The sequence below is a fragment of the Bacillus cereus group sp. BfR-BA-01408 genome, assembly GCF_022663305.1.
GTDB lineage: Bacteria > Bacillota > Bacilli > Bacillales > Bacillaceae_G > Bacillus_A > Bacillus_A pacificus.
Window position 1 is genome coordinate 15,712 of record NZ_JAKUFF010000056.1, and the last position, 15,366, is coordinate 31,077.

Here is a 15,366-nt window from a genome sequence, read left to right on the forward strand (position 1 = left end):
AGAAGGTGAAAAACGTGAGATTAGATAAATTATTAGCAAATATGGGATATGGAAGTAGAAAAGAAGTAAAGAAATTATTGAAAGACGGCGTTGTAAAAATTGATGGCATATCAGTGAAAGATGCAAAGGTTCATGTAAATGTAGAAGAACAAGAAGTTATGATTCACGGTGAAGTTGTGGAATATAAAGAGTTTGTTTACTTAATGATGCATAAACCACAAGGCGTTATTTCAGCGACAGAAGATGATAATCATGAAACGGTAATAGATTTATTAGAGTTAGAAGATGCGATTTTTAATCCGTTCCCAGTTGGAAGACTTGATATTGATACAGAAGGTTTCTTATTAATAACAAATGACGGAAAGTTATCACATCAATTGTTATCTCCGAAAAAGCATGTGCCGAAAAAATATTATGCACACGTTGCAGGAGTAGTAACAGAAGAGGATGTAAAAGAGTTTGCTAAAGGTGTTATTTTAGATGATGGCTATGAAACAAAGCCAGGTGCACTTACAATATTAAAAAGCGATGATATTTCTGAAATCGAGCTTGTCATTACAGAAGGAAAGTTCCATCAAGTAAAGCGTATGTTTGAAGCGGTAGGGAAAAAAGTAGTCTACCTAAAGAGAACAGAGATGGGACCGTTAGTGTTAGATGAAGAGCTAGAACTTGGACAATACCGTGAGCTAACAGATGAAGAAGTAGAGATGTTAAAAACATATCAAGTAGATACTGAGAAATAGTGCTATTTTTAGGCGCAGAAAAGACCCCTTTCTAATGAGTTAGAAAGGGGTATGTATTTATTTACATACAATTATTTTTCGTTATGAGGTCATTCTCACTTTCTTTCCTGTTGTTGTCCACTTACCGCGGCAAGGGCTATACACGAGTTCATTAAACTGCAACACATTTAGATCACGTTGTATCGTTCGCGGTGTGATCCCGAACTCATCTACAAGGTCTTTCGTCGTTACCGTTCCGTTTTCATTGATGTACATATAAATTGATTTAATGCGTGTTAGCATACGAGTAGTTGTAGGTTTCAAGAGAAAACCACTCCTCTACTAGTTTTTTTGACCCCATTCAGGAAAGAAGGTCGTTACTACCATTGTACTCTACATGATAAAATTCATGCTTTAATCTACTTAAATTTTACAGAAATTTAACAAATATTCATATAGAAAAATATTGGTAGTTGACATTGTATATATGGTCAGTCAACTAACACATAAAATTCTACGTAAAACGCCAAATTCCTGCAAATTTTTTTGAAAAAACAAAAGAAAAACTAATGAGAAATATCTGAAATATTACAATTGTTCGGTATTTAGTTTTCGTGTATGGCATAAGAGATTTCGGTTTGTTATGATGAAAGAAACAATATAGTGAAGGATGGATGCGTGATGTCAGCAATTAATTGGACAGAAGAAGTTGCAAAACGAAAAGATGATTTAATTCGTGATACACAACAATTTTTACAAATTAAAAGTGTGTGGGAAGAAGAGTCAGCGAAAGAGGGCGCACCATTCGGTGAAGGTGTAGAAAAAGCTTTATCTTTCATGTTACATAAAGGAGAAACGGAAGGTTTTACTTCTAAAAATTTAGAAGGGTATGCAGGTCATCTTGAAATGGGACAAGGAGAAGAATTAGTAGGTATTCTTTGTCACGTTGACGTTGTACCAGAAGGCGATGGCTGGACGACTCCTGCATATAGTGCAGATATTCGTGATGGAAAGATTTTTGCACGTGGTGCAATTGACGATAAAGGCCCAACGATGGCAGCTTACTATGCGATGAAAATTGTGAAAGAATTAGGATTACCTCTTTCAAAACGCGTTCGTATGATTTTAGGAACAGATGAGGAAAGTAATTGGAAATGTGTAGATCACTACTTTAAAAACGAAGAAATGCCAACAATCGGTTTTGCGCCAGACGCGGACTTTCCAATTATTAATGCAGAAAAAGGAATTTCTGATATACAAGTTGTGCAAAATGGTAGTGAAGAGAAGAAAGGTACATATGAACTTGTTTCATTTGAGTCAGGTCGCCGTTTAAATATGGTTCCTGATTTTGCAGAAGCGGTTGTTACAGGAGAGGATGTAAGTGCACTTACAGTAGCATATGAAGAGTATTTACAAACTGCTAAAAAAATAGGTGAAGCAATTGTAGAAGGTAATACAGTAACGTTGCAAATTAAAGGAATTTCAGCTCACGGATCTACTCCAGAGAAGGGCGAGAATGCAGGTTTATTACTGGCAAACTTCTTAACGAAAGTTGCTCTTGATGGAAAAGGGGCTTCGTTTGCAACATTTGCAGCAGAAACATTTATTGGTGATATTTATGGTGAAAAGGCTACTATCGCTTATAAAGATGAGGTTAGTGGTCCATTAACAGTGAATGTTGGTCGCCTTTCTTATACGAAAGAGAATGGTGGTAATTTAGGATTAAACGTACGTTACCCAGTTACAACTAACTTTGAAGAAATGATTGCAAAGTTAAAAGAATATGTGGGTACTCATGGATTTGAAGTGGCGGATTATTCGAACTCTCGCCCGCATCATGTTGATAAAGAACACGTATTAATTCGTACGTTGCAGCGCGTATATGAAGAACAAACAGGTGAAAAAGCAGAACTATTAGCAATTGGCGGTGGTACTTACGCTCGTTCGTTAAAAGCTGGTGTTGCATTTGGCCCATTGTTCCCTGGAAAAGAAGAACTTGCACATCAAAAAGATGAGTATATTGAAATTGAAGACTTATTAAAGGCAACAGCAATTTATGCGCAAGCAATTTATGAATTAGCGAAGTAATGGATATATAAATAATAAAAGACCGTCCCGATACATACTTTGGGACGGTTTTCTATTACGTACCGTTTGTTGGTAAGCAGATGTTCCTTGTCGAAATGTCGATATCATTTCATCTATCCCGCTTTAATGGGTAGTAAGACCCCCATCTCAAAATTCAGCGAAAGCAAAGAATTTAGGTGGGGGGATCAACTGCCCATAAAAGTCCGATTGGTGAGGGCTGATAATCAGTGGGGGATGGAGAAAACCCCCACTGATTAAAGTTTCACTTTATTAATACGACCTGAACTTGGTTAGACTTGTAGGGAAGTTAATGGAATGAGATAAGAAAGAAAAGCAACAATAGAAAGAAGGAGAAGATGTACATGGAACTGCATTATTTTGTCGCAATTACGTTACCAAATCATATAAAAGAAGTGCTGTCTAACTATAAAGAGGAAATGCAAGAGGAATTACCCTTTCGTTCATGGGTACATAAAGAAGACTATCATATTACCCTTTCGTTTTTAGGTAGTGCGACAGAGGAACAATTAGAAGGAATAAAGAATGGATTACAAACACTTATAGAAATGAAAGAACTATCGTTCACATTACAAGGATTTTCAACGTTTGGTATGGAAGACAGGCCGCGTATTTTTTGGGCAAAGGTAAGCGAAAATCAAGATTTGTTTCAATTGCAAAAGCAAGTACACGTTATGTGTGAAGAGAATGGATTTTCTTTAGAAACGCGCCCATATCATCCGCATATTACTGTTGCACGTAAATGGGTAGGAGAAGAAAAGTTTGATTTAGAACGTATAAAGGAAGTGCCTGAAATATCATTTCAAGCGGATACGATTACTTTATACGAATCTCACGTAAAGGAGACACCGAAATATAAAGCAATTGCTGAAATAAAATTACAAAAATAGAATGTATGAAAACGTTTTTTATACAGGTGAATATACTATAAAGAACAATGTGTTACTGTATAGGGCTTCGCTGATAAGAAAAGCCTTATCATTTGCAGCTCGTTTCATTTTAACTTTAAGAATGATGGTGATTTTTTTATGTTGAAAGTAAAACGTCCATTTGATGCCTATTTAGATGAAATGAATAAAATTACAATTTTGCTCCCACATGCGTATGGAACAAGTCGGACATTTCGTTTGCAAGAAGGAAGTAACGTGAAAGATTTACCGATTGCTCATACAATTGCGCTTCCGGATGCAACGAAGTATGAGTGCTTTATAGAAGAGCCGCTAGATGTGGGGAAGTATTATACAGTACGAGATGAACGGAATGAAGAAACAGATTTACAAATAGGTGCTGTCATAAGAACAGCGATTTTCGATGAAAAGTATTATTACGAAGGTACAGATTTAGGGGCAGTACACCAAAAGGAAGCAACTACATTTAAAGTATGGGCTCCAACTGCGAGGCTTGCGAAAGTAAGAATTTATAAAAGTGATAAAGAATATACAGATTACGAAATGTACAGAGAAGAAAATGGAGTTTGGGCTCATACATTGCACGGCGATTTAGCCGGGGAAAAGTATACATTTCTTGTTTGTATAAATTTAATATGGAACGAAGCTGTGGATCCTTATGCAAAATCAGTGACTGTAAATGGGAAGTACGGCGTTGTTATTGATTTGGAAAAGACGAATGTAACGAAGCGAGGGCAATTACCGCCATTACAAGCAATGACAGATGCCATATTGTATGAACTGCATATTCGTGATGCTACTATTCATCCGGGCAGTGGAGTGAGTAAAAAAGGAACATATAAGGGACTAATGGAAGAAGGAACGACAGGGCGAAATGGGACGTTAACAGGTTTGTCTCATATAAAAGATTTAGGTGTTACACATGTTGAACTATTACCTTTATACTGTTTCGGTGGTGTAGATGAGGCAAACCCTTCTTCTGTCTATAATTGGGGGTACAATCCATTATATTACAATGCGCCAACAGGATATTATGCTACAAATCCCTCTGACCCGTATAACAGGATCGTAGAGTGTAAACAACTGATTGAAACATTTCATGAGCACGGTATTAGAGTGATTATAGATGTTGTATATAATCATGTGTATGAAAGAGAGCTCTCATCATTTGAAAAGCTTGTCCCAGGATATTACTTTCGTCATGGTGAAAATGGTATGCCTTCTAATGGGACGGGAGTCGGAAATGACATAGCATCTGAACGGAAAATGATGAGGAAATTCATTGTAGAGTCTATTTTATATTGGCTTACAGAGTACAATGTTGATGGATTCCGGTTCGACTTAATGGGAATTTTAGATGTTGATACAATAAATATAATAGAAAAAGAAGTGCGAAACATAAAGCGAGATGCACTGCTATTAGGAGAAGGATGGGATCTACAAACACCACTTCCGCTAGAGGAAAAAGCAACATTAAATAACGCAAAGAAAATGCCGCATATTGCGCAATTTAATGATCAATTTCGTGATGGGATAAAAGGGAGTACCTTTCATATAAATAAACGTGGTTTTGCATTTGGTGGGTATGTAGACTGTAATCATTTGCAGTATATTGCATCAGGAAGCCTTTTGAGTATGAAAGAAACAGGTTTGTTTCTAGAGCCTGTGCAAAGCATTAACTATGTAGAATGTCATGACAATATGACGATGTGGGATAAACTAATGCGCAGTAATGAAGAGTCGGAAGAGATTTTGAAAAAACGTCACCTGCTAGCAACTGCAATGGTGATTCTGTCGCAAGGCATCCCTTTCTTACATGCTGGGCAAGAATTTTATCGTACGAAGCAAGGAAATGAAAATAGTTATAATGCAAATGATGAAATTAATCAATTAGATTGGGATCGAAAAGAGAAAGAGATAGAGACCGTTAACTATATAAAAGGTTTAATTGCGATTCGTAAAGAGCACGGAGCATTCCGATTACAAAATGCAGACCTTATAAAAAAGCACATGACTTTTTTGCAAACATCTCCAGAAGTACTTGCATATCATTTAGAGCATGTAGAGTCGTTTGGACCGTGGAAAGAAATTGTCGTTTTATTTAATAGCAGTTTAGAAGCGAAAACGGTGCAACTTCCGAAAGAAGAAACGTGGCATGTGTTAGTAAACGAAAAGCAAGCTAAAATAGAGCCAATTTCTTCATTTAGAGGAAAGGAACTTAGGCTCGCTCCGATTAGCACGTATATATTGACGATAATGTGACAAATCGCTACTTGACGATGAGAATGTAATAAATGTAGAATTGACAAAGGTGACGATTTTGATAAGTTGTCATTCTATGGCTGGTTTTGTAAAATAAAATAGAGAGTTTTTGGCTTATGCCAAGTTTTCTTTTCATTTACAGTAAAATATATATGAATCCACAACATGTGTAGAAATGTTGCGGTTTTTCTTTTCATAACTATAAAAGATAAGGATTTGTTAACGGGTAATGAATATGGAATGGTTGGAACAATTATTAGGAAAAGAGTGGAGTCTTGTACCGGCTGGTGGAGTAACGGGCGATGCATATATTGCGCAAAACGGACAACAGAAGTTATTTTTAAAGCGGAATACATCGCCCTTTTTAGCGGTATTGTCAGCAGAAGGAATTGTTCCAAAATTACTTTGGACAAGAAGGGTAACGAACGGTGATGTAATTTCTGCTCAAAAATGGCTTCCGGGACAGAAGCTAGAGCCAGAGGATATGAAACTAGAACGTGTTGCGAAACTTTTGAAAAAAATACACTCCTCTAAAGCACTCGTGCAGATGATTCAAAGACTTGGGAAGCAGCCGCTTCACGCACAAGAGTTATTACAACAGCTACAACTCGTTTTAAGAGGAGATATAAGGGATGAGGAAACAATTCAGCAAGGTCTTCAATATTTAATGGATTCATTAAAAGATATTGAATACAATGAATTCGTTGTATGCCATTGTGATGTAAACCATAACAATTGGCTATTGTCGGATGAAGATGAGTTGTTTTTAATTGATTGGGATGGAGCTGTAATTGCTGACCCAGCTCTAGACCTCGGTATGTTATTATATTGGTACATTCCGCGCCAAGAATGGAGTGAGTGGCTCGGTTACTATGATATTGAAATGGATGAATCGCTGCTTAAACGTATGAGATGGTATGTGATAGCACAAACGATTTTGTCTATTCAATGGCATACAACAAAAAAGCAGCAAGCAGAAGCTGAATATTGGCATCAATATTTACAGCAACTACTTGCTTCAGAGTAATACTTAAGAAAAATTGTCCATTCCAGCAATCCACTGAGTAAGTTGTTCTTGATTATTGGAAATGTGGTTGTCCAAATTAGAGGAAGATTTACCCGATTGACTATAAGAATATACATCGTTTAGCATTGCTTTAGCGTCACTACTTATATTATCGTTTGCGAGTAACGATTGAATGAGACGCTCTAATTGCTCGCATTCAGAAACTGTCCCGCAACAATCACTTTGGTGATTGACTAAAATATCTTTCAGCACTTCTAATTGATGTTGTTGATTAATTGGCATGAACGGATCATCCTTTCGATTGTTTTTCTCTTCTTAGAAAAGTAAGAGAAAAAGCTGTTTCGTCATGGAATGTTTAATGCTGTATGTAGTTTTTATCAAAATGGTACATCTTATACTTGAAAGAAACGGACCGAGTGCTCGTACGTACTTGGTTTTTTGTTTGGTAGATTGATTAAAAACAGAAAGAAGGAATTATTCCTTTAAAATAGCTATGTAAAGAGAGGGAAACATCTATGCGTTTAAGACATAAACCATATGCAATGGATCGAATTAATGAGTATTCACATATCGTAATCGGAAACCCAGAGGAGCGCGCTGGTAACTGGAAAGAAGTATTTGGAAATGAGCAACCCATTCACATCGAAGTAGGTACAGGTCGTGGCCGCTTTATGTATGATATGGCAAAAGCGAATCCCCATATTAATTATATTGGAATTGAAAAATTCACAAGTGTTGTTGTAGATGCACTGGATAAATTAATTGAAGAAGAATTACCGAACTTAAAGTTAATTAATAAAGATGCTGAAGATTTAACAGTTTTCTTTGCAAAAGGTGAGATTGATCGCGTTTATTTAAACTTCTCAGATCCATGGCCAAAGAAACGTCATACGAAGCGTCGTTTAACGTACAAAACGTTTTTACGCAATTATGAAGAAGTGTTAGTAGAAGGCGGAGAAATTCATTTCAAAACAGATAACCAAGGTTTATTTGAATATTCTCTTATGAGTATGGCGGAGTATGGTATGTTACTAACTTACTTAAGCTTAGATCTTCATAACAGCGACTTTGAAGGTAACATTATGACTGAGTACGAAGAGAAATTCTCTAGTAAAGGTCATCGTATTTACCGAGTAGAAGCAAAATATCGTACAGAACCTATGCAGTAATGCATAGGTTTTTTGTATCTAAAATAATCAGAATTTTATGTTAGTATTAAAAGAAAAGGGGGATGAAAAATGGAACAGTTACAAGTTGGAGATATAAAAGTGACGTGGCTAAAAGGTGGGAACACACATTTAGACGGAGGAGCAATGTTTGGCGTTGTGCCGAAAGTACTTTGGTCACGTAAATATAAACATAATGATACAAATCATATTTATTTACGAACAGATCCGTTACTTTTACAAACGAAAGATGGCAACATGCTCATTGATTCCGGAATAGGAAACGGTAAATTGAGTGAGAAAATGAAGCGAAACCAAGGTGTAACAGAAGAATCATCGGTTTATGAGTCATTAGAAAAACTAGGATTAAAGCCTGAGGATATCCACTACGTTTTAATGACGCATCTTCATTTTGATCATGCATCCGGCTTAACAAAATGGGAAGGGGATCACCTTGTGCCAGCTTTTCCGAATGCGAAAGTTTACGTAAGCGAAACAGAGTGGCATGAAATGAGGAACCCAAATATTAGATCCCGTAATACATATTGGAAGGAAAATTGGGAGCCGATTGTAGACCAAGTTATTACGTTTCAGCAAGAAATAGAAATTACAGATGAAATAAAAATGGCACATACAGGCGGTCATAGTGATGGACATGCAGTTATCGCTTTAGAAAGCAAAGGAGAAACAATGCTGCATTTAGCAGACTTATTGCCGACGTACGCCCATCAAAATGTATTATGGGTAATGGCTTATGATGATTATCCGATGACATCCATTGAAAATAAGCAAAAGTGGATGAAGTATGGCGCTGAAAACGATGCTTGGTTCACTTTTTATCATGACGCGTATTATCGCGCAGTAAAGTGGAATGAGGAAGGTCATATCGTAGAAAAAATAGAACGGAAAACGGGTATAGAAGCATAAAAATGGGAGGGTGTTCCAGCAGTCTGTTGGAGCAGTCTCCTTTTTGTTGTCGTTTTTTTGTTGGTAAGTCGATATATTCGAAAAATCGCCGATATAATTTCAATCACTATCTGCAATTAAAAAATAAGAGGTTCACCTAATGGGAACCCTCCTGTTTATGCTGCTATAACCTCTAAAACAGTACCTGTTTTAGCATCAACTAAAAATTCAAATCGTTCTTGTATATCATTTAACATCGTTGTAAGACCGCCGCGATACACTTCATACGCGACATCATATTTTTCAAATGTCTCTGGAACCATATGTACCCAAGAGCCAGTAATTTCACCTTTATGACTTAATGCTTGTTTTACCATTTTCAATGCTTTTTCTGAAGAAATATGGGATTGTTCTTGTACTTTGTTTGCAACAAGATAACCAGCTGCGAAACCAACGCCAAGACCTGCTACTAAACCTTTCCAGCTCATATATTCACCTCAATTCTATAAAATAAAAATAGTGTACCGATAATAATTATAAAGCAAATACAGCTAAAAAAGAAGAAACTAGAAACATTTCGAAAATTTCGTTACAATAAAAGAGGTATTCTACTAAGGTTTGAAAGAAGGGGACTTCGTGAATAAAGAGACATTACAATTATTTCGTACGTTAACAGAATTACAAGGTGCATCAGGTTTCGAACATGATGTACGCCGTTTTATGAAGCAAGAATTAAGCAAATATGCAGATGAAATTGTACAAGACGGTTTAGGTAGCGTATTTGGTCTGAAAAAAGGGGACGAAACTGGCCCGCGTGTTCTTGTAGCAGGTCATATGGATGAAGTAGGTTTCATGATTACGCAAATTACGAAAAACGGAATGCTTCGTTTTCAACCTTTAGGCGGCTGGTGGAGCCAAGTACTATTAGCTCAGCGCGTACAAGTGATGACGAAGAATGGCCCTGTCGTTGGGGTTGTTGGTTCTATCCCTCCTCATTTATTAAGTGACGCGCAACGTGCAAAACCGATGGATATAAAAAATATGTTAATTGATATAGGCGCAGATAGCTATGAAGATGCGATTGAGATTGGTGTAAAACCAGGACAACAAATCGTGCCAATCTGCCCGTTTACGCCGATGGCAAACGAAAAGAAAATTATGGCGAAAGCTTGGGACAACCGTTACGGATGTGGCCTTGCAATCGAATTATTAAAAGAATTAAAAGACGAAACATTACCAAACACATTATACTCTGGTGCGACTGTACAAGAAGAAGTTGGTCTTCGCGGTGCACAAACTGCTGCAAATATGATTCAACCAGATATTTTCTATGCGCTTGATGCAAGTCCAGCCAACGATGCATCTGGTGACAAAACACAGTTCGGTCAATTAGGAAAAGGTACTCTTCTTCGTATTTATGACCGTACGATGGTAACGCATAGAGGAATGCGCGAATTCATTTTAGATACAGCAGAAACACATAACATTCCGTACCAATACTTTATTTCGCAAGGTGGTACAGATGCGGGCCGTGTACATACAAGTAACTCAGGTATCCCATCAGCAGTAATTGGTGTTTGCGCACGTTACATTCATACACATGCTTCTATTTTACATGTTGATGATTATGCGGCAGCAAAAGAGCTAATTACGAAGCTTGTAAGAGCAACGGATAAAACGACGTTAGAAACAATTAAGAATAACGCGTAGAGAAGAAGGGCGAAAAACCCTTCTTTTTTTAGGTTGAATAGATGCTCGAGCGATGTATGGTAGCGGTCAGTGCTTAATTGATTCTCGCACGGGGGATTAAAACCCCGGGTAGGAAGTAAGAGTAAGATTGCTTTTGGATTCGAGGTCCGCAATGTTGTGAGAAAAACTCTTCTTTTTTAGAGTGAAGAGACAAACAAGCGATGTGTGTTGGCCGTGCTTCCGTGTATAAATAACAATTTGATTAAGGGGAAATGATAAATTTTTATAGAGGTGAACGAAATGAAAGTAGTAGTTGGATCTAAGAATAAAACGAAGGTTGGAGCTGTGGAGAAGGTTTGGAAAGATGCTACAATTACATCTCTTTCTGTTCCTTCAGGAGTAGCAGCACAACCGTTTTCAGATGAAGAGACGATGCAAGGAGCGATCAATAGAGCGAAGCGAGCGCTAGAGGAAGCGGGAGCTCAAATTGGCATTGGACTAGAAGGCGGCGTAATGAAAACAGAGCACGGTTTATTTATGTGTAACTGGGGCGCGCTAGCAACAAGTGATGGTAAAATATTTGTTGCCGGCGGGGCACGTATTACGTTACCAGATGATTTTTTAGCACCTCTTGAAGATGGCAAAGAGTTAAGTGAAGTGATGGAAGAGTTTGTACAGAGAAAAGATATTCGTAGTCATGAAGGTGCGATTGGTATTTTTACGGATGATTATGTGGACCGTACGGAATTATTTGTACACGTTGTTAAGTTACTTGTTGGGCAATATAAGTATGATGAAAAGCAAGCATAAACCTTGCACCGTGCGCGATGTATGGTAGTATAAAAGAAAGATTATAACATGAAAAACTGCACTCGTTAGAGGAGGAAATATAGATGAAATCATTAGAAAGCATGGAGCAATTCCAAGAGTTAAAAAATGAAGAGAATGTAATCTTTATGTTCTCAGCAGAATGGTGTCCAGACTGCCGCTTCGTAGATCCATTTATGCCAGAAGTAGAAGAGAAATATAATGATTTCTCATTTTACTATGTAGATCGTGATGAGTTTATTGATCTATGCGTAAAATTAGACGTATTTGGCATTCCGAGCTTTGTAGCGTACAATAAAGGTGAAGAAACAGGTCGCTATGTAAACAAAGATCGAAAAACACAAGAACAAATCGAAGAGTTCATTGAAGGTTTAAAATAAGGCAATTTGCCAATTGAATTGTAAAACAACCTCTACCTTCGCGGGGGAGGTTATTTTTTTGGAAGGGAGGAAAAAGAGATGAAGATGACAAGTAAAAAGATGAAAGACGAGTTAATGAAGAAATTATCTCGCCCGGAATGGGACTTTCAGTATGATAGCGAGAAAGAGGTTCTACGTATAGAACAGAAAGACTCGAAAAAAGGTATTAACGTATCGCTTCCAGGAGTTGTAGCAAAATGGGAAGTGAATAAAGAAAAGGCGATTGAAGAGGTTGCCTATTACGTACAAGAAGCGTTAATTGCGATGCATAAGGAAGAAAATAGCGCGGCGAAAATTTTACCTGTTATTCGCTCTACTTCTTTCCCGAAACAAGCAGAAGAAGGAAATCCGTTTATTATGACGGATCATACGGCGGAAACACGTATTTACTATGCGCTAGATTCGAATAAAACATATCGTCTCATTGACGAGCGTTTATTACAAAAATTAGGGCTTACAGAGCAACAAGTACGTGAAATGGCATTATTCAACGCTCGCTCATTAGGTTATGAATTTAAACAAGACACAGTAGCAGGTAATACATTCTACTTTTTAAACACAAATGATGGGTATGATGCGACTCGTATTTTAAACGAATCGTTACTACAATCGATGCGTGAAAAGATTTCTGGTGACATGGTTGTTGCTGTTCCTCACCAAGATGTATTAATTATTGCTGATATCGTCAACGAAATCGGTTATGATATTATTGCACAAATGACAATGAAATTTTTTGCCGAAGGGCATGTTCCGATTACATCACTTTCATTCGTATATGAAGATGGGGACTTTGAACCAATCTTTATTTTAGCGAAGAATCGGAAGAAGACAGATGGAAAAGAGAAAGGATGAACGAAGTGAACGTTTTTTACAACCTTGAAGGAATTGGTGACACTCTAATTGTTGCCTTACAAGATATTACTTTAGAGAACCGTACTTTTGATCGCAAAGGAGATGTTGCACGCGTATACGATCGTGAAAGCAACGAAACAGCAGGATTCAACATCTTTCATGCATCTTCTTACTTAGAAGTAAAAGAAACAGGTAACCTTACATTAACGAAAGAACTTGTAGAAAAAATCAACGAAATTTTAGCGAAGAACGGTTTTGAAGAAACAGTAGAAGCAGATCTTTCTCCAAAATTTGTTGTAGGCTATGTAGCTGAAAAAGAAAAGCATCCAAATGCTGATAAGTTAAACATCTGTAAAGTAGAAATCGGTACAGAAACATTACAAATCGTATGTGGCGCACCAAACGTTGATGCAGGACAAAAAGTTGTCGTTGCAAAAATCGGCGCTGTAATGCCAAGCGGTATGTTAATCAAGCCAGCTGAGCTTCGCGGAGTTCCTTCTGCTGGAATGATTTGTTCAGCACGTGAATTAGAGCTTCCAGATGCTCCACAAGAAAAAGGTATTCTTGTATTAGAAGATAGCTTTGAAGTTGGACAAGAGTTTAAATTTTAATTGATATAAGAAAAGAGAGGTTGTCCTTTTGGGCAGCCTCTCTTTTCTATTGAATCTTTGATATATTGTGAGTTGTGATAGATATATGTAGAAAATCGTTCATATTCATAAGGATGTCACCTTTTTTCTTAAAATCTATATTGTGTTTTATAAACAAAATAGTTAAAATTTAGAAAAATAGAAGGGGATAGACGCATGAAACAACAACCAAAAATCGCAGAACTTCTGAAACGAATTGAAACTTCAAAACAGCAAGATATCGAGTTAGGTTCTTATGAAATCTATTTGTTTAGTGAAAATGAATTAGAAAAAGGACAAATCGGTTATCGATATGATAAACATAAAAATTCATTAATTAGTGAAGAAAACGGAAAGTGGCAAGAAGGATGGATTACAATTGGATATGAAACGGATATGGGCGATCCAGTTTTCGTAAATATAGATGATGACGCTTATCCGGTTTATACTGCAGAACGTGGTACAGAAAAATGGCAGCCAGTTTATATTGGAAATATGGATGAGATTATAAAACAATTATAAAAAACTTTGAGACCGGTGCAAAGTGTAACGGATAGTGTAGATGAATATCGGAAGAGTAAAGCTTAAACGCAGTCTTACATGTAAGACTGCGTTTTTCTATATGAAAACACTCGTAAATTAGAATATTATGGATAAATATGACATGCTTAATTTTACCTGCACTTTTTGCCGAATGCTGATACAATAAAGGATGTTACTATTTAGTAGAAAGAGTGGTAAGCATGTTAGATTGGATGAAAAAGCTGTTTAACAAAGAGGAAGAACAAACAGCGATGAATAAAGAAGTACAAAAGCAAGTTGAAAGTCAGCCGAAAATTCCTCGTGTAAACCACTACACCGAAGCAAGAGAAGCACAAATGGCAAGTAGGAATGCAGGTAAATGCCGTTTTCCATTAGTACCGGATAATGGGTTCGATGAAGAGGATGTTATAGAAACAGGGCGTTTTGAAGAACAACCTGTTCAAGCTGTAACGTATGAAAATCAGCCTATTCAAAGAGGAATCAAAGTGGAAAGAAGCAGACGACAGCATGTGGAGAAAGTAGTTTCTACATATGAAGAGCCGGAAATACAATATGAACCGGAGCGAGAGCCTGTCGTAAAGAAAGCATCTACACCAGCGCAAGAAAGTAACCGTAGACCATTTCGTCCAACAGAAATGATTTCGCCAATTTACGGATATAATCGTCCTTCAGTAGAGAAAAAGGAAGAAAAGCAGGAGGAAGTAAAGGAAAGAGAAGACCTTGAAATATCTGTAGAGGGCAAATCAGTCGTTGATGCATGGCTAGAGAAAAAAGGATATACATTATCTCATTTCTCAGAAGGGCAAGCACCGACTTCTTCCAGTCATGAAAGAGTTGATGAGCAAGATCAACAGAGTAAAAAGGAAGAAAAGTCAGTTGTCGATCAATGGCTAGAGAAAAACGGTTATGAAATCGAACGCCAAGAGCCTATAGTAGAAGAAAAAGAAGTGGCTCAAGAAATGAGTGCACCGCAGGAAGTTCCAGCGGCTGAATTACTTCATGAAACAATTGCTGAGCGTATGGAAGATGCGAAGCAAGAAAAAGATGTAGTGGTAGAAAATGTTCTACAAACAGAATCATTAGCTTCTAAAGTAGAGCACGAGGATACAATATTATCAGAAGAAATGAAACGTAATACAGAAATAGAACAACCTACTATTGAAGTAGAAAAGCAAGCTCCAGAAGAATCAGTGATTGTCAAAGCAGAAGAAAAGCTTGAAGAAACAATCATTGTGGAAATACCAGAAGAATTTGAAGAGGTAGACGTAATTACAGAAACAGAAGAATCAGAAGAAGTGGAAGTAATTGC

The 15,366-nt window shown here is 37.2% G+C and carries 16 protein-coding genes and 1 pseudogene; 14 read left to right on the plus strand and 3 right to left on the minus strand.

Features of this window, described 5'->3' with window-relative positions:
* The first annotated feature begins 14 nt into the window (after positions 1 to 14).
* Positions 15 to 743 carry a pseudouridine synthase gene (locus MR083_RS19590; protein WP_001234935.1) on the plus strand — a complete coding sequence of 243 codons (729 nt, stop codon included), beginning with the start codon at positions 15 to 17 and terminating at the stop codon, positions 741 to 743.
* An 81-nt stretch (positions 744 to 824) separates the two neighbouring features.
* On the opposite strand, the gene MR083_RS19595 is transcribed toward MR083_RS19590, so the two are convergent.
* The gene (locus MR083_RS19595) at positions 825 to 1,046 is read right to left on the minus strand and encodes a DeoR family transcriptional regulator (protein ID WP_000805512.1); all 222 of its coding nucleotides are present in this window, start codon (positions 1,044 to 1,046) and stop codon (positions 825 to 827) included.
* A 357-nt stretch (positions 1,047 to 1,403) separates the two neighbouring features.
* On the opposite strand from MR083_RS19595, the gene pepV reads away from it, so the two are divergent.
* From pepV to MR083_RS19615, 4 genes are all read left to right on the plus strand, one after another.
* Positions 1,404 to 2,810, plus strand: a complete 1,407-nt coding sequence (gene pepV, locus MR083_RS19600; protein ID WP_242269731.1) for a dipeptidase PepV — start codon at positions 1,404 to 1,406, stop codon at positions 2,808 to 2,810.
* A gap of 362 nt (positions 2,811 to 3,172) precedes the next feature.
* Positions 3,173 to 3,718, plus strand: coding sequence for an RNA 2',3'-cyclic phosphodiesterase (gene thpR, locus MR083_RS19605; protein ID WP_000419002.1), 546 nt, complete (start codon positions 3,173 to 3,175; stop codon positions 3,716 to 3,718).
* 138 nt (positions 3,719 to 3,856) lie between these two features.
* Positions 3,857 to 5,998, plus strand: coding sequence for a type I pullulanase (pulA, locus tag MR083_RS19610; protein WP_242269732.1), 2,142 nt, complete (start codon positions 3,857 to 3,859; stop codon positions 5,996 to 5,998).
* 229 nt (positions 5,999 to 6,227) lie between these two features.
* Positions 6,228 to 7,025, plus strand: a complete 798-nt coding sequence (locus MR083_RS19615; protein ID WP_001055736.1) for a phosphotransferase family protein — start codon at positions 6,228 to 6,230, stop codon at positions 7,023 to 7,025.
* A gap of 3 nt (positions 7,026 to 7,028) precedes the next feature.
* Here the strand turns inward: MR083_RS19615 and MR083_RS19620 are convergent, their stop codons facing one another.
* On the minus strand, positions 7,029 to 7,307 hold the full coding sequence (locus MR083_RS19620) for a YtzH-like family protein (protein ID WP_001122234.1): 279 nt from the start codon (positions 7,305 to 7,307) through the stop codon (positions 7,029 to 7,031).
* 233 nt (positions 7,308 to 7,540) lie between these two features.
* Here MR083_RS19620 and trmB point away from each other — a divergent pair, with 233 nt between their 5' ends.
* A complete protein-coding gene (gene trmB, locus MR083_RS19625; protein WP_001239380.1) occupies positions 7,541 to 8,194 on the plus strand; it encodes a tRNA (guanosine(46)-N7)-methyltransferase TrmB in 654 nt (217 codons plus the stop codon).
* Between the two features lie 69 nt (positions 8,195 to 8,263).
* On the plus strand, positions 8,264 to 9,118 hold the full coding sequence (locus MR083_RS19630; protein ID WP_242269733.1) for a YtnP family quorum-quenching lactonase: 855 nt from the start codon (positions 8,264 to 8,266) through the stop codon (positions 9,116 to 9,118).
* A gap of 155 nt (positions 9,119 to 9,273) precedes the next feature.
* Here the strand turns inward: MR083_RS19630 and MR083_RS19635 are convergent, their stop codons facing one another.
* Positions 9,274 to 9,585, minus strand: coding sequence for a PepSY domain-containing protein (locus tag MR083_RS19635; protein ID WP_000118543.1), 312 nt, complete (start codon positions 9,583 to 9,585; stop codon positions 9,274 to 9,276).
* Between the two features lie 148 nt (positions 9,586 to 9,733).
* On the opposite strand from MR083_RS19635, the gene MR083_RS19640 reads away from it, so the two are divergent.
* From MR083_RS19640 to MR083_RS19670, 7 genes and pseudogenes are all read left to right on the plus strand, one after another.
* On the plus strand, positions 9,734 to 10,807 hold the full coding sequence (locus tag MR083_RS19640; protein ID WP_242269734.1) for a M42 family metallopeptidase: 1,074 nt from the start codon (positions 9,734 to 9,736) through the stop codon (positions 10,805 to 10,807).
* 279 nt (positions 10,808 to 11,086) lie between these two features.
* The gene (locus MR083_RS19645; protein ID WP_242269735.1) at positions 11,087 to 11,596 is read left to right on the plus strand and encodes a DUF84 family protein; all 510 of its coding nucleotides are present in this window, start codon (positions 11,087 to 11,089) and stop codon (positions 11,594 to 11,596) included.
* 83 nt (positions 11,597 to 11,679) lie between these two features.
* A complete protein-coding gene (locus MR083_RS19650) occupies positions 11,680 to 11,994 on the plus strand; it encodes a thioredoxin family protein (protein WP_139866406.1) in 315 nt (104 codons plus the stop codon).
* A gap of 78 nt (positions 11,995 to 12,072) precedes the next feature.
* Positions 12,073 to 12,885 carry a DUF1444 domain-containing protein gene (locus MR083_RS19655; protein ID WP_000784603.1) on the plus strand — a complete coding sequence of 271 codons (813 nt, stop codon included), beginning with the start codon at positions 12,073 to 12,075 and terminating at the stop codon, positions 12,883 to 12,885.
* On the plus strand, positions 12,882 to 13,496 hold the full coding sequence (gene ytpR / locus MR083_RS19660) for a YtpR family tRNA-binding protein (RefSeq protein ID WP_001006757.1): 615 nt from the start codon (positions 12,882 to 12,884) through the stop codon (positions 13,494 to 13,496). The genes MR083_RS19655 and ytpR overlap by 4 nt, the downstream gene beginning before the upstream one ends.
* A 195-nt stretch (positions 13,497 to 13,691) precedes the next feature.
* On the plus strand, positions 13,692 to 14,036 hold the full coding sequence (locus tag MR083_RS19665; protein ID WP_000813328.1) for a hypothetical protein: 345 nt from the start codon (positions 13,692 to 13,694) through the stop codon (positions 14,034 to 14,036).
* Positions 14,037 to 14,257: 221 nt separating this feature from the next.
* Positions 14,258 to 15,366 (plus strand): annotated as a pseudogene (locus tag MR083_RS19670) (DNA translocase FtsK); the annotation flags it as partial.